A 21,540-nucleotide genomic window follows, 5' to 3' on the forward strand; every position below is an offset into this window, starting at 1 on the left:
GCTCGGGCCTCCTGTTCCGAAAATTCGGTTACACGGGGCGATAATGGCAGAAAGTTTCTTATCCGCCCAGAAGAGCTTCAACTTCCGACTGGCTCAGGCCTCCATCCTCAACCTGATCCACAGCCTGCTTGATCGCTTCTTGGTTGACCTTGCGCCGCTCCGGCCCCTTCCAGTCAATCTGGCGACGGCGCCGATCCGGGCCAAAGTAAAGGCCTGCACGCACAAAGGGCCGCGGACGCTCGATAATCGACCGTATACGCGAATAAAGTCCCTTGGCCGAAATAGGCTTGGCCAGAAATTCGTGAATACCGGAATCACGGGCTTCAATCACCCGGTGCATTTCCGTATGCCCTGTCAGCATAATAATAGGGACAAACGGGTTTGGGCTGTCCTTGCCGGTTCGCACCAGACGCACAAAGTCCAACCCGTCCAACGGGGACATGTTCCAGTCGCAAATAATAACGTCTGCCGGAAAATGGCGCAGTTCCTTGAAGGCATCAGCACCATCTGCAGCTTCGTGAACGTTCTTGGATCCAAGGGCATGCAGCAAGGTCTTGACCAACGCACGCATGTGCTTGTTGTCATCTACGACAAGGAAGTTGAGGCGATCTAGGTTGTAACCGCTCATCCGCTACCCTTTCTGCCGCCTCGCCCCGCGTGGGGGATTCGGGGCTGCCATACTCCGGCGCCACCAGAAGATCCGGGCAGAATCAACCCTGAACCCACATAGTCTGGCCGATTATCAAAGAGACTGTATGTAAAGTCTATGTCATACTAACGGACTATGGCTAGCCAGACTACGCTTCAGGTGCCAAATCCAGTCCAAAAAGCCCCCTGAACATCCGACTGTCAGACACATAATCCGGCTACACAAGGAAACACAGGCCGATAAGCCCCTTCAGGCCACAACACCCTACTGTGACGGAGATGCACTTGCACCAAGCTCAAGTATTATCCACAGAGCCCAAGGCAGCAAACAATCGCGACACAATGGCCCGGCACTGGTCAAGAAGAACACGCGCAGAGGCCAATGCCGAGCGGGCGGCATCATCATCAGACTGAAAATCAAGAAAAAACCGGTGAGCCAATAAAGTATAGACTGGCTTCATGTCACGCAAGACAGCGCGATCATCATCCGTCAAGACATCCCGGATAGCTTGGGCTGCCGCTCCGGAAGCCAGAATGCCGGTCAATGCATCCAAATCACTGTGAAAGCTTGGCGAATCAAAATCGTCATGCACACCCACGCTGGTTACCAACACCGATAAATCACGTGCCAGACACTGGGAATCCCGCGCTAGACCGGCAAAGACGCATAACGTGCTGTCTTCCCACACATTACCGTTCGACTCGGCTGCCATGCTACAACCCTTCTTGCCCGTGATGGAAGAAACACTCCCCATCAGATACCCACACGCAAATCCACAGCAACAGACGCCACCGTACCACCTGTATCAGCACTGCTTCCAGTCTATTGCCTCAACCGGTGGCACCACTGTAACCGGCCATGTTGCAACAGGCGAGACAGAAGCAACAACGCCTTACCCATTGGGCATGGAGACAACCACACCACCCGCGTCACGCCAAGCCCGTAACCCCCCGCCCAGATGACAGACGGAAGACACCCCCATCTCCATCAAAGTCTGGCACGCAAGGGCAGAGCGCCACGCCGAGGCACAGTAAAGAACCAGCCTACGTCCCTCCCCGAAGACACCGCGAAAATACGGGCTGTCCGGATCAACCCAGAACTCCAGTAATCCACGGGGCGCATGAAACGACCCCGGTATCACACCATCACGGGCCAGCTCACGGATATCACGGACATCAACAAACAAAACGCCTGGATCAGCGTGCAGGTCCAAGGCGTCTGATACAGAAACTGTCTCGATACGGGCATAGGCCTCATCAAGAAGCTGACGAAATCCACGGGCCAAAGCCATCTACCATCCCCCGCTTTGCAACCACTCCTCCACCATCCACAAACGATCAGCCCCCCAAAACATTTCTCCGTCAACAATGGTCACAGGGGCACCAAAAATCTTGCGCCGGACAGCTTCGTCATTAATGCCCTTGAGTCGTTCTTTTATTGCTGACTCTTCCAAGGCATCATCCAGAACAGCACGGTCCAGCCCGATCTTTGATGCAACATCCAGCGCCACATCCTTCTCAGCAATATTATGACCACGGGAAAAGAAGGCATCAAAGACAGAGCCAACAAAATCAGCTGCTTTTTCTGGCTTGTAGCGCTCAACCCAGTAAAAGATCCGGGCGGGTATCAATGTGGAAACCGGGAACGGATCCGGCCAGACGAAGTCCATTTCATAAAGACGGGCAAAGCGCGGAACATCGCGACCCATGTATTCTTTCTTGAACAGATTATCCACGTTTGGCTTGGCCCCGGTTTCCTTGAAAACCGCGCCCAGAAGGAAGGGCCGCCAGACAACTGAACGACCGTGCTCATCCGCAATTTCCTCAATCTGGGCTGATGCTAGATAGGCATAGGGACTGGAAAAATCAAACCAGAATTCAACAGGCTTTTTACTGGACATCACGCACTACACTCCTGAGCGATGGCCCGGGCGATGACCATCCGCTGGACATCGCTGGTTCCTTCATAGATCTGGCAAACCCTGACATCCCGATATATGCGCTCTACCTCGCAGTCCCGCATATACCCATACCCGCCAAAAATTTGCAGCGCTTCTGAACATACACGCTCTGCCATCTCCGATGCAAAAAGCTTGGCCATGCTGGCCTCGGTCAAAGCAGAACGACCACTGTCACGACACGCGGCGGCCTCAGATACCATAAGACGGGCGGCAGCGATCTGCGTTTTCATGTCTGCCAAACGAAAAGCCAGCGCCTGATGCCCTATCAGGGGGCGACCAAAAGCTTCTCTTTGGCAAGCATAATCACGGGCCATTTCAAACGCCGCCCGAGCCATACCCACGGCTTGGGCTGCTATACCGATACGGCCACCTTCCAGATTGGACAGGGCAATACGATATCCCTCCCCAAGCTGTCCCAACATCAAGGTACCGGGAAGACGTATGTTATCAAGAGCAATCTGGCAGGTATCAGAGGCATGCAGCCCCAGCTTTTCTTCGACCCTGAGCACCTGCCAACCCGGCAGAGATGTAGGCACAATAAAAGCAGAGATTCCCTTCTTTCCCGCATCAGGATCTGTCACGGCAAAAACAATGGCAACATCGGCATTGCGCCCCGACGTTACGAACATCTTGGAGCCATTCAGGACCCAGGCATCGCCATCCGCAACCGCACGGGTCCTCAAGGCAGAAGCATCCGATCCAGCCTGAGGTTCGGTCAGACAAAAGGCGCCCAGCATCTGTCCCTGCGCCAGAGGACGAAGAAACGTGTTCTGCTGAGATTCAGTCCCGTAAAGAAGAAGTGGCATGCAAGCCACAGAGTTGTGCACACTCATAATTGTTGAGACAGCACCGCATCCGGCGGCAATTTCCTCAACCGCCAAGGCATACGACTGATAATCCATGCCGGCACCACCCCATTCCGGAGGGACGAGCATCCCCATAAAACCAAGCTCACCCATCCTGGCCAGAACAGAGCGAGGAACCGCATGCTCTTGGTCCCAACGGGCTGCATGCGGGCGAAGCTCTGCACAAGAAAAGGCACGGGCCATGTCACGCACCATGGCCTGCTGATCATCAAAAGGCATCCCTGTCCCCCCTGTTCATCCACCCCTAGCGACAGTCCTAGACCATCTGCACGAACGTGTCACTCTCTTGATCAAGCTGCCACAGGATGCCTTCACGCATGTCAAACCACCAGCCGTGCAAAACAATCTTGCCTGCATTCTCGGCATCGCGGACAAACGGGAATGTCCTCAGGTTGGATAACGACCTGCGCAAGGAACTCTGGCTGACCGGATCGGGGTCATCATCCTCATGCCCGGCACAATCACCCATCAGCGAGATCCAAGGATTGATAAACGGGCGATCCATCTTCTGCCCCTGACGAGCAGCGACCAAGGCCCGCATACCACCACAGCCGGAGTGGGCCAGCACAATCACATCGGCAACTTTCAGGTCACGCACAGCATATTCTATTGCCGCCGAGGTACCGTGGTAAGCCCCATCCTGCTCACATGGGGGAACCAAGGCGGCCACGTTACGCACAACAAACAGCTCCCCCGGCTCGGCATTGGTCAGGATAGCTGGATCAACACGGCTATCAGAACAGGCAATCAGGAGCACCTCCGGCTGCTGGGCACCCTCGACAAGAGATACCGCTCGCTCTGGCCTTTGCTCGTAATAGGTCGAGCGAAAAGCCCGAAAGCCCGCCACCATCCTGTCAATTGTCCTGATTTTTTCCATTGTTCCTGTCATTTCATAAGCTCCTGCGTGTCACCCAGTTGCAACAGCACCCGGTCAAGCCTCTGCCCGGAAGCAACGGACGCCACATTGGTGCACATACGTCCTGTAATCAAGACTGTTTTTGTACGCTTTTATGACAAAGCCTGTCGGGCGCCGAGTGTCCCGGATTCACATAACCAGTTCAAGCGCCAAGGCCGTCGCTTCTCCACCACCGATACAAAGGCTTGCAATACCACGCTTCAGGCCATTCTGACGCAAGGCTTGCAGCAAGGTCACTATAATGCGTGCCCCGGATGCACCGATCGGGTGCCCCAAGGCACAGGCTCCCCCATGAATGTTCACAGCATCATGTAGCAACCCAAGATCGTGGATTGCTACCATGGTTACCACGGCAAAGGCCTCATTGATTTCCCACAGATCAACGTCCCGTTTCGACCACCCCGCTTTGCCAAGAACCCTCTGGATGGCGCCAACCGGAGCCGTGGTAAACTGTGGTGGCTCCCGGGCCTCCGTGGCGTGGGCTACCAGCGTGGCCACAGGAGAAAGCCCACGCCTTTCCGCATCTGACAAGCGCATCATCACCAAAGCGGCAGCTCCGTCAGAAATGGAAGATGCATTGGCTGCTGTTATCGTACCATCAGGGCGAAATACCGGCTTCAGAGTGGGTACTTTCTCCGGTCGCGCCAAGGTAGGCGGTTCATCAACAGTGACCCGGGCCTCACCATTCCCGGCAGGCACAGCTACAGGAGTAATCTCGGCAGCGGCCGCACCACTGCGGGCTGCAGCAAGGGCACGCTCCAAACTGCCCAAGGCAAAAGCATCCTGCTGTTGGCGGGAAAAACCATAAACGGCCGCTGTATCTTCTGCAAAGGCACCCATCAGTCGCCCACGATCATAGGCATCCTCTAGACCATCTAGGAACATGTGGTCCAGCACCCTTCCATGCCCCATTCTCAGTCCTGATCGGGCATTCTCGAGTAGATAGGGGGCATTGCTCATACTTTCCATGCCACCGGCCACAACGACGGAAGCAGAGCCGGCCACCAGCATGTCATAGGCCATCATCGCTGCCCGCATACCGGAACCGCACATTTTGTTAACAGTCGTCGCCCCGATACGATCCGGCAAACCGGCACCCAGTAAAGCTTGGCGAGCCGGAGCCTGCCCAAGCCCGGCAGATAGGACACATCCCATCACCACTTCGTCTAGATCACCGACATCAACTCCCGAACGTTCGACAGCGGCACGGACAGCAACACTGCCCAGCGCCGGACAGGACAGGGAAGACAGACATCCCCGGAACCCCCCTGTCGGGGTACGCGCAGACCCCACGATGACAACCGGGTCATCCCCCCTTCTGGTCATATATCCCCCTGCTACACCATAACTGCGACACCCGACTCGCCCGGACTAGAAACGCGATTTACAAACACAACACCCCTTGCATGAACACCTTAAGTCAAAACGCCCGATACGCTAAGTTTCCATACAGCAACCGTCAACCAAAGAATGTAAAACTCGGAATAAATCAATCTCTGCAATAATGAAATGGTTAAGAAATTGCTGGCATTTTTCGTCTTTCAGACACACACATACCACCATAACAAGCCATCTATTGACCGTGGTTCCCCTTCGGAGCCAGCATGATGGTCAACAACGGACGGCGCAGGATCTGGAATGTCGGATGTCAGGGCTCAACTGGAAACCCCCCTTCTGATCATCGGCGACGGCGAAGGTGATGGCCCTGTCCTGTCCCTAGTTCCTCCCCCTTTCAAAGGAATCCTTCGCAATACGTTCAATAAAATGGAAGGACAGCGTCAGGACCGCCTGATGCGTGTCGTCGGCGAGATCTACCCCATCCTGCAACGTATAGAGGCCAAGGCTTTGCCAGAAAGTGAACGACGCCTAGCCGGGGTATCGCTCACCACAGCCATGCGCAAGGACGAATGCATTGAAAGAGCACTGCGTATCTTTGTTTCGGCTTGGAATTCCAATGTTTTCCGGCTGATTGACACAACAGGAAAGCAGGTAACTCCGGACAAGGGACGCTCGTTCATGGGTGCCTGTGGGCTGACCATTGAACAAGCCCAGATGTATTTCATCGACCGGGCCGTAAAATCGATCTTCCGCAAAAACCCCAAGGCGTTGAAAAGACTCGTTGGTGTTATTCGCTCACCGGATGCTCTGCCCCGTCTGCGCGTTCTGTCCCAATTCCAGCAACTGGCCATGACCGAGCTGATTCAGGGATTCGGGACATCAATTGGGCAAGCCTTAGTCGAAATAGACCCCGATGTTCTCTATGCCATGGCAACCCTAAAGGCTTATCACCTGCGAGCCTTGCGACAGGTCCTGCGCTCGGGATTCAAAAACATCGCTACTTGGCAGCCCGACACAATCCGCGCCCTCGGCGTACACTTCACATGTGTGGAACAGATCCGCGACATTGGCGAGGCTTTTGGATCCATCACAGACCCCGAAGCGATTACCGTCCTAGGAAAGTGGGAAATACGGGACATCACCGACAAGGTCAATGAAGAACGCGCCAGCCGCGGAGAACCCAAAGTATCCGGGCACAAGTTCGAAACAGACTTGGGCCTTGCAGATAAAATCTTCGGGTCATGGTTTACAGCCATGCTGGGCATGCCGCCAGATATCCTGGAAGGGCTTGGAAACGTGGTCAAAGATATTAGGACCACGGACAAGGTAGACCGCAAGGATAAAATCGACCGCATTCAACTGTTCTGTGACCGCTATCTGGAAATGCTGCCCTTGGATGTCTTGCGGGCACTGGGGATTGTGGGTAAGACACCATCCACCTTCGGGGAAGCCCTGTATATTTGTGAGGGCCTGTTTACCAAACCCGGCTTGGGCCGCAAGTTCTTTGAAGGCCCCCTGCAAACACCAGAAGGCATCAAGGCCCTGACTGCCCTCAAGGAACAGGTGGGCGATATGCGCAAAAATGGCTCGATCAAGAGCGAAGCCGAGATCCAGCAGCTGATCCAGAACTCAGATATGCTGGACGGCCCCGTCGCCCAGTACATCACATTCCGCTAAGTTGATGCGCCAGAAGAAGGTGCAATAACACCCAGCAACGCACCAGCTGCATCCTTCAGGATGGCCAGACACCCGACACCCGGCATATCAAACGGACCAATTGCTATGGAACCGCCGGACTGACGCGCCATCGCCATACAAAGGTCCACATCAGGAACAGCAATATAGCTAAGCCAGAGATCACCGGCCTCGGCCGGGCGCCCTGCGGTACCAGCCTGACAGAACCCGCAAACCGGCGTGTCATCTGCATCAAAGGCCAACCAGTAATGACCGTCCGGTGTTGGTATTTCCGAGAAAGACCAATTAAAAACAGACCCATAGAAATCACGCGCAGCTTTCACATCTGCGGTAATCAGTTCTGTCCAGTACACATATCCATGCATGATCAATCTCCGGCCACCCTAGCCCCCAGGGACAATGGCAAAATAAAAACCCGTCACCACAGGCAACGGGTTCTTCATTTTTACAATGGTGCGGTCGAGAAGACTCGAACTTCCACGGCCTTTCGGCCACAGCGACCTCAACGCTGCGCGTCTACCAATTCCGCCACGACCGCACTGTTGTAAAAACGATCTTCACAAAACTATCCAACCCTTTGCGGCACAGCACTGTTTCTACACAGCCCCTTGCCATCAGGGAGCCAGTGGAATAGCACTTCATCTTCCTGCAATCAAGCATGATTTTACGAGGATCCCTATGTTTTCACCCGCCCCGGAATGGTGGCTGTCCGACACCTCCGTTCCCTACCCCGATGCCGTTGCCACCATGGAAGAGCGGGTCAGCGCCATATCAACCGGCCATGCTAGGGAGTTAATATGGCTTCTGGAACACCCACCGCTCTATACAGCAGGTACCAGCGCACGGGCAGAGGAACTTCTACGCCCCGACACGTTCCCCGTTTATGAGACCGGGCGCGGAGGGCACTATACCTATCACGGACCCGGACAACGGGTTGGATACGTCATGCTGGATCTGAAGCAACGCACACAGGACATCCGCTGCTACGTCCACGCCCTAGAGGAATGGCTAATCCAGACCTTGCGCGCCCTAGACATCAACGGGGAACGGCGCATAGACAGGGTTGGTATATGGATTGACCGGGGCAAGGGACGGGAAGACAAGATCGCAGCCATTGGTGTACGGGTCAAACGATGGGTTACCCTGCACGGCTTTGCCCTTAACATTGCCCCTGACCTTACGCACTTTCAGGGCATTATTCCCTGCGGCATCAGCAACCATGGCGTTACAAGCCTACAAGATCTTGGCATATCCATCTCAATCAAAGACATGGATACACTGTTACAGCAAACCTTTGAGGCGGTTTTCGGAGCACAGGCTACAGGCCCGATGCAGAAACGTCTGCCTGTACCCCCGGAAACACAGGCATGACCATACAAAAGCCGGGGCTGCAACAGCAGAACCCCGGCTTGCACTCTATTCAAGACGAAATATTTATTCGTACTCTATGATGGCAATCTCGCCAGACAGGGCCGCATCATAAGGCGCACGCAGGTCATTGTCGGGAGCTTCGTCAATTTCCCCGACCTGCTCGATCTCCACATCTTCGAAACCATCTTCTTCCAGGGCATCAACGGCATGCTCAACAGCCTGATCCGGATCGTCAGCCGTCAACATTACGCTGATGGCAACGGGATCACTGCCTTCATCTGCTGTATCAGGACGGGCTTGCCCGACAACAACATAAACCACATTCTGAGCCATGCTCTCGTTCTCCAGTTCTTTTCAAGGCCAGTTCTCGCGGGGAATGCCAGACAAATCCCGGATACCCGCAGGGCAATGGCCAGCCCGTCGTTACCCGACACCGATACCGCCTTTTTCCGAAAGACACCAGCCCAAACCGCTTTCGGGCTGCTGTCAGGCCCAAGCCTTTGGCTGTAAGGCATCCCTGCGCTGACGAACCAGCTCTTCTGCAATTTGCACGGCGTTCAGGGCGGCTCCCTTCAGAAGCTGATCCCCGCACAAAAAGAACTCCAGCCCATGAGAACCAAAAGCCAAGCTCTGCCGGATACGCCCAACCTCCACATCATAACGGCCCGATGCGGTCAGGGGCATGGGGTACAGGCGTTCCTGGGGATCATCAACCACAACAACACCGGGGGCTGCCGCCATGATATTGCGGGCAAGGACCGGATCAACAGGCTTCTCGGCCTCAATGACAACGCTCTCAGCATGGGCGCGCATGGTTGGAATACGCACGGACGTACAGGAAACCGGCAAATCAGCCAACCCGAGTATCTTACGGGTTTCCCAAGTAACCTTCATCTCTTCACGGGTATAACCGTTATCTTGGAAGGCATCGATATGCGGGATAAGGTTAAAAGGCAGAGGATGAGCAAAAACAGAGTGCCCGGCCTTGCCCGTATCCAGCCATGCACGGGCCTGCTCTTCCAGCTCCGCCATACCCTCAGCCCCGGCACCGGATGCCGCCTGGTATGTGGACACCATGACCCTTTTCAGGCCAAAGGCCTGATGCAAAGGCCACAGGGCAACCGACAGGATCGCCGTTGTACAGTTGGGATTGGCGATAATCTGCGAATCTATAACAGCCGATGGATTGATCTCCGGTACAACAAGCGGAGTCCCCTCATCATACCGGAAGGCGGAGGAGTTATCGATCACCACAACCCCGCGAGCCGCCAACCGTGGAGCATGTTGCTGCGCAAAATCACCTGATACAGCCAGCAGGGCTATATCACACTCAGCAGCGGCATCGACTGAAAATGCCTCCACCGTCTTGGTGCCATAAGCCGTCTGGCACGTCTTGCCGGCAGAGCGGGCAGAGGCGAAAAGGCGCAGATCAGAGAGGGGAAAAGCACGGTCGGCCAGAACGCGCACCATCTCCTTCCCGACAGCCCCGGTTACACCGACAACAGCAATACGGGGACCAGCGGCAACATGGTGAGACATGAAAAAGAAGTCCTGTATATAAACCTTGAAACACGGGGGATTTATATCAGGCGATACAGAAAAGGAGAACAGGAAACCCCGCACACAGGGAGTATTTGCCCAAAATGCCGCAATCTGGCATGGTGCCGCCCTTAACCGGAAAACAGATATTGCACGGATACCATAGCTGTCATGAATAAATGGCTGAAAATTACCCTAGAGATGGGCCCTTTACTGATCTTCTTTTTTGCTAACAGTCGGTTTGGACTGGTAACAGCCACAGCGGCCTTTATGGTGGCACTAATCATTTCGTTGGGGATCTTCTATCTCAATAGCAAGACCATTCCCCCCATGCTGCTGATCGGCGGGGGCTTTGTTGGCGTGCTAGGCGGGCTGACGATTGCACTCGACAACGACATGTTCATCAAGCTGAAGCCAACCCTGTTCAGCCTTGGCATGGCAGCTGTTCTGGGCGGCGGGCTTCTTGTCAGGAAGATCTTCCTGCGCACCCTGCTCGATGGCAGCATCAAGCTGACGGAACAGGGCTGGAAACTGCTGAGCCTGCTGTGGATCGGCTACTTCGTCATGCTGGCAGGCGTAAACGAAATTGTATGGCGAACCATGGATACAGATACTTGGGTCAGCTTCAAGGTCTTCGGGATCCTGCCCCTGACCCTTCTGTTTGCTGTTGCCCAGACACCGGTTCTCCTGCGCCATCAATGCACAGACCAAGAAGAGGCCGAGACATCCTGAACTATCGCGTGCCCAACAAAGAAGCGTAGACCTCCATCTGCACCAGATCATGGCGCAGAGCTGTGCGGCGTTGCACGGCCTCGTGATCCTCCCCCCACAGAGACGACTGGTACAGCTCGTCAAGAAGGGAGGCATCAAAAGCCGTCGCCGCATCAATGTGCCTACGCACGAGGGCCAAGGCAAGAATCAACGAGTTGCAGCCCGATGCAACGCCATGGAAAACGGTCAGCATCTCGTTGGTCAGGCCAGTTATGGCTTGCCTCATCGCGGCGACATAAGCACTGTCCTGCTGCACAGGCATAAGCCCACGGGTCGTCAGGGGCTTTACACCCAAGACATCCCCAGCCCAAGCCAGCAACGGACCCCACGTCACAGCCTGTAGCTCAACCAAGTCAGCCGGATCTGCGGCATGATAAAAAAGGACATCACCGTGTACATGGTCCATCAGCCCTTCAATCAGGGCTGAACGTTGATCTTCCATACGATCCACAGCCGCGCTGGCCAACCGGGTCATCGGCATGGCAGCAAAAGACAGGCTGTCCCCCTGATCATTCCATTCACGGGCAATGGCTTCGGCCAAGACACGCGACTGCACCTGCAACGGCCTGCCGGAAGCGACGTTGATAGACTTGCCGTCCAGCTCAACGCCGTATCCCGCATCACCATTACAACAAACGGCAGCCTGCTTCCAGAATCGCCGGGGCCGTTGCATCTGTTCCAAAATCACTGACTTACTTTCCACAATGTACGCACCACTTCTAGCGCAGAAGCCCTTTCAGCCCCTTCTTGATCGAATCAACCGGGTTATCGGGTGCTGCCGGGGCCTGTTTGGACGGTTGCGCCCCATCAGAGGAAGAGGATTTGCCTCCCTGCCCCAAGGCCGTCGCACAGGGCGATGGATCCGCAGACGACGAACCCGCAGCATTCCCTCCCTGCAAGGCCCCCAACAGGCTCTTGCCTCCGCCACCGCCAGCCAGCGCACCGGCTATGGACAGGGCTGTCTTGGCTACACCAGCGGCATCAACACCAATGGATGGACTGGCCAATGTACCCTGCAAGCGCAGGAAATCGGCCAACGCCCCGACACCAACCCCGACACCTCCCTTGGCAGACGGACGGACCCCGACATCCAGAGCTTCCCGACCAAGGTCCACTTTGCCTGATGACACCACATTCATCTTGGCTGTTTCAAAGGCAATCTGCTTGTCCCAACCCAGTACACCATGGTTGGCCTGCACATTCATCACGCCGCACATCAGGTGGGTATTGGGCTCACGCTTACCGACAGGATTCAGCTGCTCGGCCAACTGGTTGAGAATATCAGCACCAGCCCAGTCTATCAGGGCATTATTGATGCGTCCCTCCCCCATACGGACGAGGATACGACCGTCCAAGGAAGCCATGAGGGCAGCAACCGAAGACCCATTGGCTTTCAGCGAAACCGTGGCATCGGAAGGCACACCCGATAACAAGTCGGTTTTACCAATCTGGCTGAACACACGGCCCAAAACCACCTTGTCTGCCTTGGCATCAAGCTTGAAATCAGCGGGACCAGCCGGTGCAGCAAGGTGAATGTTGGCGGTAACGGTTCCATCCCCCAAGCGCATGCTGGCTGGTGTAATGCCAAGTCGCCCGTTGACCAATTCCCCTTTCGCCGCCACGGCTTCAAGCTCAACCGCATCAGGCATCACCAAGCGAGATACCTGAATATCAAAGCGGGCATCAACAGCCTTCAGCCCGGAAAGATCAAGACGCTCTGCTGAAAAGACCTTGCCGGAATGTGAACCCGCCGCCCCCCCGGCAGAAACAGACCCCGTACCCGCGGTTGGTGCAGCCTTGCCTGCTGACTGTGATGAAGGCAGCAATGCCTTCAGGTCAAGAAGAGGGGACTGCAAGGCAACATCCACGCGAGGACGAGCTCCCCCAGTCTCTATCCCTACGGTCCCTGTCACTTTTGACGAACCGGATGAAAGGACAAGATCCGATACCTTCCAAGCTGTTCCACCACCGGAAACAGACACCGCAAGATCCACAGCCGGAATTTTTGGAACATCACCGATCAAAGGCTTCAGCTTTTCCAAGGATGATGCACGGACATGCAGCTTCAACGCCAACCCAGCCCCGGACAACGGGTCCTTGATGGCTCCATCGGCTGTAAAATCAATGCCGCCAACATCGCCCTTTACAGACAAGGGCCAAGGCTTCCCGTCACTGCCCTTGTTCAACAAGGCAGCAACGGGCCCCAACCCACCGGCTACATCAAAGCCGACAGCATCAAACGAACCACGGATATCCAGCGAAACCGGATCATGAGGGGACGAAGCCCCCAGACTGACACCTGCAAGCTCAAGAACCTTGGTCGTACCGGTCTTGCCATCCCGCCAAGTCAGGCGGCCATCCTTGATCAGAACCGACGCCAAAAAGGGTATAGGAGCCCCAGCCGAAGGGGCTGCATCAGGTGCGGGGGATCCAGACGGTGCCGATGCCGCGGGCTTCTTCTGCCCCTCGGGCTTGCCAACCGGGAATTCCCAATTTCCAACCCCCTTGGCATTGGTTTCCAGAAGGATATCCGGCCTGACAAGAACCAGACGCCCAACGCGGATATCGCCGAATAGGGCGGGAATCAGGGCCAGTTCCGCCTCAACCCGTTCCACTGACACCATGTGAGGGCGCGATCCCCAAGACGCATTCGCAAAGCTGGCTTGGTTCACAACAATCGCCGGGCTGAACCCCAAGGCAAGGTCAAGATTTCCATCAAGGGTCAAACGACGGCCTGTCATGGCCTCAACCTGGGCGGCGACCACGTCCTTGTATTTGTTGACGTCCAGCGTCGACAACACAACGGCCACACCAGTAACCGCCACCACAACAAGAGCCACAAGGCTCTTCAACACTGTTGAAATACGCATTATTCCTGTCCCCTGCCCAACACACGCCCGATCAATGCCGGCAAGACTGCCGGCTCTTCTGCCACAGCCTCAGCACCAGCCTGCCACAACCCGGATACATCATGATTGCCCCATGCCACGCCAATGGCTGATACCCCGGCAGCGCGGGCCATCATCATATCAAAAGATGTATCACCAATCACAACCGTATTTTTCCGCTCTGCACCTGTCTGGCGAACAGCCTGTAAAACAAGGAAGGGACTGGGCTTTCCCGGCCCATCATCCGCTGTACCAACCGTCACAAAGTAATCCGCCAGACCGTAACGCTCCACAAACGCAAGAACACCGCGGCGTCCCATGCCCGTAACAAGCCCCATCAGGATCTCTTGCTTCCGCAAATCATCCAGCACGAACCGGATATGCGGGAACAGACGGTCATGGCCATCGCCTTTCTCCCGCAATGCAGGAAAGATCCGACGGTACGCCACAGCCACACGCTGATGAACAGCAGCATCATAATCTGGCAAAACAAAGGCCACCATGTCCGCAAGAGGCAACCCCGTTCCACGGGCAACAAGGCTTGCAGACGGGCAGGCAATCCTCTCTTGCCGGCACGCCTCATGCATGGTTTCCAGAATCAGGAAACGGGAGTTCAGAAGTGTCCCGTCCACATCCCACAACACAAGACGTAGAGGCGTGGTCATTTTTTCTTGCGGGTCGTTTCCGGAAGCACGGCAAAAGGATCAGAAACCTCTTTCTCATCAAACCCGAAGGCCTCAAAGCTACTGGCCATATGCTTGGGTAGTGGGGCCTGTATCGTCAACTCCCCGCGCCCTGACGGATGCGGGATACGCAGCGCCCGCGCATGCAGATGCAGCTTCCGCGATATACCTTCGCCCTGAATATGGGCCTCGGCCCCGCCATATTTCCCATCCCCCAGAATTGGCGTTCCCAGATAGGCACAATGAACACGTAACTGATGGGTACGGCCGGTCAATGGCTCCAGATGCAGCCAGGTTACACAGCGCCCGGCCTTGTCCAGAACCGCAAACTCGGTACGGGCGGCCTGCCCCTCTTCCACATTGACTTCCATCTTCTCAACGCCAGCGACCGGAACCTTGGCAACCGGTGCCCGGATACTCCCCCGGGACGGATTGGGATACCCGACAACCAGCGCCCAGTAGATCTTGCGGGCAGCGCGGGAACGGAACGCCGCCGCCAAGGCAGACGCAGAGCGGGCGGAGCGGGCCAGAACCAGAATGCCAGAGGTATCCTTGTCCAGACGATGCACCAGACGGGGGCGCTCCCGGCTGTCAAAACGCAGGACATCCAGCAGGGCGTCAACATGCACCTTGGTATTGGTCCCTCCCTGCACCGCCAGACCGGGTGGCTTGTTCAGCACAATGACATCATCATCATGGTACAGAATGGATTCCAAGATCATCGCCTCATCATCAGGGCGAATGGCAGGTGCGGCACTGCGAGCCGGCATTGCATCGGCGTGGTCTTCTGGATCTGCCGGCAGAGGGGGAATTCTGACCACCTGCCCTGCTTCAAGCCGTTGCCCTGCCTTGGCACGGCGCCCATCAACACGCACCTGCCCCGTGCGCAACAACTTTTCCAGACGTCCCTGGGATACAGCCGGCCAACGGCGGCGGAACCAGCGATCCAGACGCACATCAGCTTCGTCTGCCGCAACAGGGATCAATTGAACACTCATGACATACTCCAGCGTACCAAGGCCATCCCCACAAACAGGGCTGCCGTTCCCACCACAACGGATCCAACCGCATAAACAGCAGCCAGACCGGCATGACGATCCATCAGCATCGCCAGATCCAGGGAAAACGTAGAGAAGGTTGTAAACCCACCAAGAACGCCGACAAACAAAAAAACCTGCCAGAAAGCAGGTAATGACCATTTTCTGGCAACAATCTCGACCAGAACCCCCATAATCAGGGACCCGGCAATATTGACCACCAGAGTACCCCACGGAAAGCCCGATCCAGCCCAACGCCCAACACCCGCCATCACAGCATACCGCAGCACAGACCCCAAGGCCCCGCCAACCGCCACTGCCACAACAGCCCACACGCTCATAGCTTGCCTTTCATCGCGATACGACGGGCCCGCAATCGGCCCCAGTAATCCAGACGGCGGCGTATTTCCCTCTCGAATCCACGCTCGGGAGGGTTATAGAACGGCACCCGCTCCATCCCCTCGGGGAAATAGTCCTGCCCGGAGAATCCATCCGGTTGATCATGATCATAGGCATACCCCGCCCCATACCCCAAAGTCTTCATCAAGGCAGTCGGGGCATTGAGAATATGGGGCGGAGGCATCAGCGACCCAGTTTGCCGGGCCGCCTTGCGGGCCGCCTTCCAGGCCACATAAGCCGCATTGGATTTCGGGGCTGTCCCCAGATACAGGACAAGCTGAGCCAAGGCCAGATCTCCTTCCGGAGACCCCAGCCGGTCAAAGGCATCCCATGCCGCAATCGCCTGATCCAGAGCCGCAGGGTCGGCCAGACCGATATCCTCCACAGCAAACCGGACAAGCCGGCGCAGAATATAGGCAGGATCCTCACCACCCTCGATCATACGAGCGCACCAGTACAGAGCCGCATCCGGGTCCGATCCCCGAAGGGACTTATGCAAGGCGGAAATCAGATTATAGTGCCCCTCCCGGTCCTTGTCATAAACGGGAGCCCGCTTCTGAAGCAGGCGAACCAGATCCTCTGTCCCCAGGAAGACACCGGTTGCGCTTCCAAAAACCTCTTCGGCCATCGCAAGCATATAGCGCCCGTCACCATCGGCCATCGCCCGCATTTGCTCACGCGCATCAGGTTCTAGGGGCAAAGGCCGGGCCATGATCTCTTCTGCGCGGGCCAGAAGCTGCTCCAGCGCATCATCGTCCAGACGCCTGAGAACAAGGACCCGCGCCCGCGACAGCAAAGCAGCATTCAGCTCGAAGCTGGGGTTCTCGGTGGTTGCCCCGACTAGGGTAATGGTTCCGTCCTCCACGTAGGGCAAAAAAGCATCCTGCTGGGCACGGTTGAAACGGTGGATCTCGTCCACAAACAACAAGGTGCCCCGGCCGACAGAACGCCGCTGTTTGGCAGCATCAAAGACCTTGCGCAAATCGGCCACACCGGAAAAAACAGCTGACAGGGGTTCAAAATGAAGCTCCGTCTGTTCGGCCAGAAGCCGGGCAATCGTGGTCTTTCCACACCCCGGAGGCCCCCAGAGGATAATCGAGGACAAGCGCTGTGTCCGCAGCATGCGCCCCAGGGGCCCATCCTCTGCCAGAAGGTGAGGCTGCCCTACCACATCCGAAAGCTGCTGGGGCCTGAGACGATCTGCGAGCGGACGTGGCGCAGCCTGTTCAAACAATCCTGTCATCATCACCGGATCCGGAAGTTCATAACATTGCCGTCACGAAGAACGGTAATGAGCCACCCTCCCGGAGCGGGCTGATCCAACAGGGTAACCGCGTCAGGCACCGCAATCACTTTCTTGCTGTTGATGGACTGCAAGACATCACCAGGCTGTATGCCAAGACGAGCGGCATAGCCATTACGACGCACCGCTGTCACAACAACCTGTCCTGTAAAAACATCCCACCCGGTTTCCTCTGCCAAGGCTGGGTTGGCATTTGCCAGACGGATACCATCCAGGGGATTGCGGGGTCCCTTGATTTCCGTTTCCTGACGCGGCGGGTTTTCCGGCGGTGGCTCCAGGGCAAAAGCAAGCTGAACCGGCTTACCTTTGCGAATAACCGACAGCTCCGCCCGGCTTCCCAGCTCCAAACTGGCAATCTGATAACGCAGGGCCTGCCAATCCATCACATCATGACCGTTAACAGCGATAACCACATCGCCGCGTTTCAATCCAGCCCGATCAGCCGGACTATCAGGATCAACACGTGCCACCAGCACACCACCCGGACGATCCAGTCCCAGGGACTCAACCAGCTTTGAATCAGCGACCTGTCCACCAGCACCAAGCCAAGGACGAACGGCCTTTCCTGTCGCCAGAATACTTTTGACCGTCGTGTTCACCATATTGGCAGGAATAGCAAAACCCAGCCCCAGACTACCGCCATCGCGGCTGTAGATCGCCGTATTGACACCAGCCAGACGACCATCCGTCGTAACCAAGGCCCCACCTGAATTACCGGGATTAATGGCAGCATCGGTCTGAATAAATGAACGGTAATCAGAGACACCGATATTGGTCCGCGCCAATGCAGACACGATACCACTGGTGACTGTTTGCCCAACCCCAAAAGGATTCCCGATCGCAATCACCAGATCTCCGACCTCCAAAACACCAGAATCAGCCAACTCAAGAAAAGGAAGGGATTGCGGCCCATCCTTCAGTCTTAGAACCGCTAAATCTGTACGAGGATCCGCTCCGACCAGTTCTGCCTCAAACTCCCTGCGATCGGAAAGGACAACTGTAATCTCGGCCGCGCCATCGATAACGTGGTTATTCGTAACGACAACACCATCCGGACGCAGGATAACCCCTGACCCTAAAGAGTTTTGAATCCGCTCACGGGGAATACCGAAACCCGGGGCATCCCCCAAAAAACGACGAAAGAAAGGATCTGCCATCAAAGGCAGCGTCTCACGGGTAACGATAACCTTTTTAGTGTAAATGTTCACAACAGCCGGAGCAGTACGCTTCACAACCGGAGCAAACGAAAGGCTCACCTGCTGACGAGAGGATGGAACCTCAGGATTTGCACTTGCAACAGACCAGACGGGGCCTATCATCAAACACAGCAACACCAGATTCAAAAAACGCACAACAGCATCCTCACCAACACGACACAGCCTACTTGTAACGTGGGGTATCAAAACACGAAATACCAGCCCAGATTAGCATCCAAGGCCACAAAGCAGAAAGGGCAGCCTGATCAGGCTGCCCTCTAGAATAACACACGCGGCAGATTGATTATTCCTGCTCGGCAGCTGCCAGTTCTGCTGCAACACGGGCCTTGTCTTCGGCACCCTTGGCAGCAGGATCACGATCAACCAGCTCGATAATCGCCATGGGGGCACAGTCACCATAGCGGAAACCGGCCTTCAGAACGCGCGTATAGCCACCGGGCCGGCCCTGATAACGCTCTGCCAGAACAGAAAACAACTTGCTGACAACTGTCTCGTCACCAATCTGAGCAATCGCCTGACGGCGAGCATGCAAATCGCCGCGCTTGGCAAGCGTAATCAGCTTCTCGGCAATCGGACGCAGATCCTTTGCCTTGGGCAAAGTGGTACGAATTTGCTCGTGCCGGATCAGAGCAGCAGCCATGTTGGCAAACATAGCCTTACGGTGGGACGACGTGCGATTAAGCTTGCGGCCGGACATTCCGTGACGCATGGCTGTTTCCTTTCCAGTTTCTTGGCCCCGCTCGCGGAGCCGATCAAAGTTCTTGTTCCCGCCGCCAGTTTTAAACTTATGGAAGCGATGCAGAACAAGACTGGGACATTATGTCCCTAAATCAAAACAATACCGGCCTGCTCAAGAACACAGTTCTAAGGAAGCAGGCCGGAGCCGATGATCAATAGGGATCTTCAAGCTTCTTGGCAAGTTCTTCAATATTCTCAGGCGGCCAGTTCGGCACTTCCATGCCAAGGTGCAGGGACATGTGCGCAAGCAGGTGCTTGATCTCATTCAAGGACTTACGACCAAAGTTCGGCGTACGAAGCATCTCTGCCTCGGTCTTCTGAACCAGATCACCAATGTAACAAATATTGTCGTTCTTCAGGCAATTGAACGAACGAACACTCAACTCCAACTCGTCAACCTTCCTCAGAAGATTGCGATTGAATGGCAGATCATCTTCTTTATACGCCTCGGAAGCAGCCTGCGGCTCGTCAAAATTGATGAAGAGAGCAAGCTGATCCTGAAGAATACGGGCTGCCAAAGCAACAGCATCTTCCGGCGTCACAGCACCATTGGTCTCTACGTTCATGACCAACTTGTCATAGTCCGTCACCTGACCAACACGCGCATTCTCAACGCGATAGGACACACGACGAACCGGAGCAAAAATCGAATCAACCGGGATCAGGCCAATAGGTGAATCCTCGGAACGATTATTTGCAGCCGGCACGTAACCCTTGCCGGTATCAACGGTCAACTCCATGTTAAAGGAGGCATTGGTATCAAGATGACAAATCACCAAATCGGGATTCAGCACCTCTACGCCGTGACCAGTCTCAATATTTCCGGCTGTCACAACACACGGACCTGTTGCCTTAAGGGTCATGCGCTTGGAACCTTCACCCTGCATTCTCAAGGCAAGAGCCTTGATATTCAGGATGATATCCGTGACATCTTCCCTGACACCGGGGACAGAGGAAAACTCGTGGAGGACGCCTTCAATCTGGATCGCGGTAACAGCCGCACCCTGGAGGGAAGACATCAAAACACGACGCAGGGCATTGCCCAAGGTCATGCCAAAGCCGCGCTCAAGCGGTTCTGCAACAACGGTTGCCGTGCACGCGGGATCGTCACCGGGCTCGACGTTGAGTTTTTGCGGTTTGATTAGTTCCTGCCAGTTTTTCTGGATCACGGATGCACCCTCTTGCTAACGGGGCCAGGCCAAACCGTGCTGACAACAACCAACTTTGGATCAGTACAAGACTGAATCAAAAGAAGCCTCATCGCAACACGGCATTCGGTTCATCACACCAAAGCCGCCATGCCCCGGAATAGTCCGGGGCGGCGGTCACACAAAACGAATCTGATAATCAGACCCTACGCCGCTTACGCGGACGACAGCCATTGTGCGGTATAGGGGTAACATCACGAATGGAGGTAACAGTAAACCCGGCTGAAACCAAGGCTCTCAGTGCGGACTCACGACCAGAGCCCGGCCCAGCAACCTCAACTTCCAAGGTCTTCATACCATGATCAAGAGCCTTCCGACAGGCATCTTCAGCAGCCACCTGCGCGGCATACGGCGTGGATTTGCGGGAACCCTTGAAGCCCTGCATACCAGCAGAGGACCAAGAGATTGAATTCCCCTGCACGTCCGTTATGGTAATGATTGTGTTGTTGAAGGTCGCATTCACGTGGGCAATTCCGGACGTGATATTTTTGCGTTCGCGACGACGGGGACGCGCAGCAGCTGCCTTGGCCATTGCCGTATCTTGCCTTCTCTCTAATTACTTCTTCTTGCCGGCGATCGGCTTTGCCGGTCCCTTGCGGGTACGGGCATTGGTGTGGGTACGCTGGCCACGAACAGGAAGCCCCTTGCGATGGCGCAGACCGCGATAGCAGCCAAGGTCCATCAGGCGCTTGATATTCATCGCAACTTCGCGACGCAGGTCACCTTCGACTTTATAGGTACTGTCAATCAGTTCACGCAGACGAAGAATATCTTCATCTGACATTTGATTGACCCTGAGGGACGGCGCAAAGGACATCTTTTCACAGATATCTTTCGCATGCTTTGGACCAATACCATAAATATATGTCAGCGCGACTTCCACGCGCTTGTTGGTCGGAATGTTAACGCCAGCGATACGCGCCAAGGCCCGTACTCCTTAAATTTTCTAAACGACAAAGAAT

At 55.6% G+C, this 21,540-nt stretch carries 24 protein-coding genes and 1 tRNA gene; 3 read left to right on the top strand and 22 right to left on the bottom strand.

The features are described 5' to 3' along the window. Positions 1 to 58: 58 nt before the first annotated feature. From AY555_RS00735 to AY555_RS00765, 7 genes are all read right to left on the bottom strand, one after another. Positions 59 to 628, bottom strand: coding sequence for a response regulator (locus AY555_RS00735; protein ID WP_066132118.1), 570 nt, complete (start codon positions 626 to 628; stop codon positions 59 to 61). 316 nt (positions 629 to 944) lie between these two features. Next, positions 945 to 1,361 (bottom strand): hypothetical protein, encoded by a 417-nt coding sequence (locus AY555_RS00740; protein WP_066132122.1) that lies wholly within the window; start codon positions 1,359 to 1,361, stop codon positions 945 to 947. A 180-nt stretch (positions 1,362 to 1,541) separates the two neighbouring features. Continuing rightward, positions 1,542 to 1,940 carry a rhodanese-like domain-containing protein gene (locus AY555_RS00745; RefSeq protein WP_066132125.1) on the bottom strand — a complete coding sequence of 133 codons (399 nt, stop codon included), beginning with the start codon at positions 1,938 to 1,940 and terminating at the stop codon, positions 1,542 to 1,544. Then, on the bottom strand, positions 1,941 to 2,549 hold the full coding sequence (locus tag AY555_RS00750) for a 2-hydroxychromene-2-carboxylate isomerase (RefSeq protein WP_066132127.1): 609 nt from the start codon (positions 2,547 to 2,549) through the stop codon (positions 1,941 to 1,943). After that, the gene (locus AY555_RS00755) at positions 2,549 to 3,694 is read right to left on the bottom strand and encodes an acyl-CoA dehydrogenase family protein (protein ID WP_066132130.1); all 1,146 of its coding nucleotides are present in this window, start codon (positions 3,692 to 3,694) and stop codon (positions 2,549 to 2,551) included. Before AY555_RS00755 ends, AY555_RS00750 begins: the two co-directional genes overlap by 1 nt. A gap of 37 nt (positions 3,695 to 3,731) precedes the next feature. Beyond that, positions 3,732 to 4,364 carry a carbonic anhydrase gene (locus AY555_RS00760; RefSeq protein ID WP_156483246.1) on the bottom strand — a complete coding sequence of 211 codons (633 nt, stop codon included), beginning with the start codon at positions 4,362 to 4,364 and terminating at the stop codon, positions 3,732 to 3,734. A 156-nt stretch (positions 4,365 to 4,520) separates the two neighbouring features. Then, a complete protein-coding gene (locus AY555_RS00765) occupies positions 4,521 to 5,717 on the bottom strand; it encodes an acetyl-CoA C-acyltransferase (protein WP_066132132.1) in 1,197 nt (398 codons plus the stop codon). A 312-nt stretch (positions 5,718 to 6,029) separates the two neighbouring features. Here AY555_RS00765 and AY555_RS00770 point away from each other — a divergent pair, with 312 nt between their 5' ends. After that, complete coding sequence (locus tag AY555_RS00770; RefSeq protein ID WP_066132134.1) at positions 6,030 to 7,406, top strand: hypothetical protein; 1,377 nt, start codon at positions 6,030 to 6,032, stop codon at positions 7,404 to 7,406. Here AY555_RS00770 and AY555_RS00775 read toward each other — a convergent pair. Both AY555_RS00775 and AY555_RS00780 read right to left on the bottom strand, forming a co-directional pair. Next, a complete protein-coding gene (locus tag AY555_RS00775; RefSeq protein ID WP_066132136.1) occupies positions 7,403 to 7,789 on the bottom strand; it encodes a VOC family protein in 387 nt (128 codons plus the stop codon). The genes AY555_RS00770 and AY555_RS00775 overlap by 4 nt on opposite strands. An 86-nt stretch (positions 7,790 to 7,875) precedes the next feature. Further along, a tRNA-Leu gene (locus tag AY555_RS00780) sits at positions 7,876 to 7,962 on the bottom strand. A gap of 140 nt (positions 7,963 to 8,102) precedes the next feature. On the opposite strand from AY555_RS00780, the gene lipB reads away from it, so the two are divergent. Further along, on the top strand, positions 8,103 to 8,795 hold the full coding sequence (gene lipB, locus AY555_RS00785) for a lipoyl(octanoyl) transferase LipB (protein ID WP_066132137.1): 693 nt from the start codon (positions 8,103 to 8,105) through the stop codon (positions 8,793 to 8,795). Between the two features lie 63 nt (positions 8,796 to 8,858). On the opposite strand, the gene AY555_RS00790 is transcribed toward lipB, so the two are convergent. Further along, complete coding sequence (locus AY555_RS00790; protein ID WP_066132140.1) at positions 8,859 to 9,128, bottom strand: hypothetical protein; 270 nt, start codon at positions 9,126 to 9,128, stop codon at positions 8,859 to 8,861. Between the two features lie 153 nt (positions 9,129 to 9,281). Further along, positions 9,282 to 10,334 (bottom strand): aspartate-semialdehyde dehydrogenase, encoded by a 1,053-nt coding sequence (locus AY555_RS00795; protein ID WP_066136303.1) that lies wholly within the window; start codon positions 10,332 to 10,334, stop codon positions 9,282 to 9,284. Between the two features lie 171 nt (positions 10,335 to 10,505). Between AY555_RS00795 and AY555_RS00800 the strand changes: the two genes are divergently transcribed. Then, the gene (locus tag AY555_RS00800; protein WP_066132142.1) at positions 10,506 to 11,066 is read left to right on the top strand and encodes a septation protein A; all 561 of its coding nucleotides are present in this window, start codon (positions 10,506 to 10,508) and stop codon (positions 11,064 to 11,066) included. Between the two features lies 1 nt (position 11,067). Here the strand turns inward: AY555_RS00800 and AY555_RS00805 are convergent, their stop codons facing one another. From AY555_RS00805 to rpsM, 11 genes are all read right to left on the bottom strand, one after another. Then, positions 11,068 to 11,793 carry an ATP12 family chaperone protein gene (locus AY555_RS00805; RefSeq protein WP_066132145.1) on the bottom strand — a complete coding sequence of 242 codons (726 nt, stop codon included), beginning with the start codon at positions 11,791 to 11,793 and terminating at the stop codon, positions 11,068 to 11,070. A gap of 31 nt (positions 11,794 to 11,824) precedes the next feature. Continuing rightward, the gene (locus AY555_RS00810) at positions 11,825 to 13,975 is read right to left on the bottom strand and encodes an AsmA family protein (protein ID WP_066132149.1); all 2,151 of its coding nucleotides are present in this window, start codon (positions 13,973 to 13,975) and stop codon (positions 11,825 to 11,827) included. Continuing rightward, positions 13,975 to 14,658 (bottom strand): HAD-IA family hydrolase, encoded by a 684-nt coding sequence (locus AY555_RS00815; RefSeq protein ID WP_066132153.1) that lies wholly within the window; start codon positions 14,656 to 14,658, stop codon positions 13,975 to 13,977. The genes AY555_RS00810 and AY555_RS00815 overlap by 1 nt, the downstream gene beginning before the upstream one ends. After that, positions 14,655 to 15,674: an RluA family pseudouridine synthase gene (locus AY555_RS00820; RefSeq protein ID WP_066132156.1), complete on the bottom strand. Its 1,020-nt coding sequence runs from the start codon at positions 15,672 to 15,674 to the stop codon at positions 14,655 to 14,657. The genes AY555_RS00815 and AY555_RS00820 overlap by 4 nt, the downstream gene beginning before the upstream one ends. Next, positions 15,671 to 16,054 carry a fluoride efflux transporter CrcB gene (gene crcB, locus AY555_RS00825; protein WP_066132159.1) on the bottom strand — a complete coding sequence of 128 codons (384 nt, stop codon included), beginning with the start codon at positions 16,052 to 16,054 and terminating at the stop codon, positions 15,671 to 15,673. The genes AY555_RS00820 and crcB overlap by 4 nt, the downstream gene beginning before the upstream one ends. After that, positions 16,051 to 17,355, bottom strand: coding sequence for a replication-associated recombination protein A (locus AY555_RS00830; RefSeq protein WP_156483367.1), 1,305 nt, complete (start codon positions 17,353 to 17,355; stop codon positions 16,051 to 16,053). Before AY555_RS00830 ends, crcB begins: the two co-directional genes overlap by 4 nt. A gap of 2 nt (positions 17,356 to 17,357) precedes the next feature. Then, positions 17,358 to 18,767, bottom strand: coding sequence for a Do family serine endopeptidase (locus AY555_RS00835; protein ID WP_066132165.1), 1,410 nt, complete (start codon positions 18,765 to 18,767; stop codon positions 17,358 to 17,360). A gap of 148 nt (positions 18,768 to 18,915) precedes the next feature. Further along, positions 18,916 to 19,341, bottom strand: coding sequence for a 50S ribosomal protein L17 (rplQ, locus tag AY555_RS00840; RefSeq protein WP_066132168.1), 426 nt, complete (start codon positions 19,339 to 19,341; stop codon positions 18,916 to 18,918). A gap of 181 nt (positions 19,342 to 19,522) precedes the next feature. Further along, positions 19,523 to 20,539: a DNA-directed RNA polymerase subunit alpha gene (locus tag AY555_RS00845; RefSeq protein ID WP_066132171.1), complete on the bottom strand. Its 1,017-nt coding sequence runs from the start codon at positions 20,537 to 20,539 to the stop codon at positions 19,523 to 19,525. Positions 20,540 to 20,717: 178 nt separating this feature from the next. Next, positions 20,718 to 21,110 (bottom strand): 30S ribosomal protein S11, encoded by a 393-nt coding sequence (rpsK, locus tag AY555_RS00850; protein WP_066132174.1) that lies wholly within the window; start codon positions 21,108 to 21,110, stop codon positions 20,718 to 20,720. A 24-nt stretch (positions 21,111 to 21,134) separates the two neighbouring features. Further along, a complete protein-coding gene (gene rpsM / locus AY555_RS00855) occupies positions 21,135 to 21,503 on the bottom strand; it encodes a 30S ribosomal protein S13 (protein WP_066132177.1) in 369 nt (122 codons plus the stop codon). Positions 21,504 to 21,540 lie beyond the last annotated feature (37 nt).

This window comes from Haematospirillum jordaniae, from assembly GCF_001611975.1.
Taxonomy (GTDB): Bacteria; Pseudomonadota; Alphaproteobacteria; order Rhodospirillales; family Rhodospirillaceae; genus Haematospirillum; species Haematospirillum jordaniae.

Excerpts from the sequence above, each read along its gene's own strand:
- AY555_RS00735 (WP_066132118.1), bottom strand. The coding sequence starts at position 628 with ATGAGCGGTTACAACCTAGATCGCCTCAACTTCCTTGTCGTAGATGAC.
- AY555_RS00740 (WP_066132122.1), bottom strand. The coding sequence starts at position 1,361 with ATGGCAGCCGAGTCGAACGGTAATGTGTGGGAAGACAGCACGTTATGC.
- AY555_RS00745 (WP_066132125.1), bottom strand. The coding sequence starts at position 1,940 with ATGGCTTTGGCCCGTGGATTTCGTCAGCTTCTTGATGAGGCCTATGCC.
- AY555_RS00750 (WP_066132127.1), bottom strand. The coding sequence starts at position 2,549 with ATGTCCAGTAAAAAGCCTGTTGAATTCTGGTTTGATTTTTCCAGTCCC.
- AY555_RS00755 (WP_066132130.1), bottom strand. The coding sequence starts at position 3,694 with ATGCCTTTTGATGATCAGCAGGCCATGGTGCGTGACATGGCCCGTGCC.
- AY555_RS00760 (WP_156483246.1), bottom strand. The coding sequence starts at position 4,364 with ATGACAGGAACAATGGAAAAAATCAGGACAATTGACAGGATGGTGGCG.
- AY555_RS00765 (WP_066132132.1), bottom strand. The coding sequence starts at position 5,717 with ATGACCAGAAGGGGGGATGACCCGGTTGTCATCGTGGGGTCTGCGCGT.
- AY555_RS00770 (WP_066132134.1), top strand. The coding sequence starts at position 6,030 with ATGTCGGATGTCAGGGCTCAACTGGAAACCCCCCTTCTGATCATCGGC.
- AY555_RS00775 (WP_066132136.1), bottom strand. The coding sequence starts at position 7,789 with ATGCATGGATATGTGTACTGGACAGAACTGATTACCGCAGATGTGAAA.
- lipB (WP_066132137.1), top strand. The coding sequence starts at position 8,103 with ATGTTTTCACCCGCCCCGGAATGGTGGCTGTCCGACACCTCCGTTCCC.
- AY555_RS00790 (WP_066132140.1), bottom strand. The coding sequence starts at position 9,128 with ATGGCTCAGAATGTGGTTTATGTTGTTGTCGGGCAAGCCCGTCCTGAT.
- AY555_RS00795 (WP_066136303.1), bottom strand. The coding sequence starts at position 10,334 with ATGTCTCACCATGTTGCCGCTGGTCCCCGTATTGCTGTTGTCGGTGTA.
- AY555_RS00800 (WP_066132142.1), top strand. The coding sequence starts at position 10,506 with ATGAATAAATGGCTGAAAATTACCCTAGAGATGGGCCCTTTACTGATC.
- AY555_RS00810 (WP_066132149.1), bottom strand. The coding sequence starts at position 13,975 with ATGCGTATTTCAACAGTGTTGAAGAGCCTTGTGGCTCTTGTTGTGGTG.
- AY555_RS00815 (WP_066132153.1), bottom strand. The coding sequence starts at position 14,658 with ATGACCACGCCTCTACGTCTTGTGTTGTGGGATGTGGACGGGACACTT.
- AY555_RS00820 (WP_066132156.1), bottom strand. The coding sequence starts at position 15,674 with ATGAGTGTTCAATTGATCCCTGTTGCGGCAGACGAAGCTGATGTGCGT.
- crcB (WP_066132159.1), bottom strand. The coding sequence starts at position 16,054 with ATGAGCGTGTGGGCTGTTGTGGCAGTGGCGGTTGGCGGGGCCTTGGGG.
- AY555_RS00830 (WP_156483367.1), bottom strand. The coding sequence starts at position 17,355 with ATGACAGGATTGTTTGAACAGGCTGCGCCACGTCCGCTCGCAGATCGT.
- rplQ (WP_066132168.1), bottom strand. The coding sequence starts at position 19,341 with ATGCGTCACGGAATGTCCGGCCGCAAGCTTAATCGCACGTCGTCCCAC.
- rpsK (WP_066132174.1), bottom strand. The coding sequence starts at position 21,110 with ATGGCCAAGGCAGCTGCTGCGCGTCCCCGTCGTCGCGAACGCAAAAAT.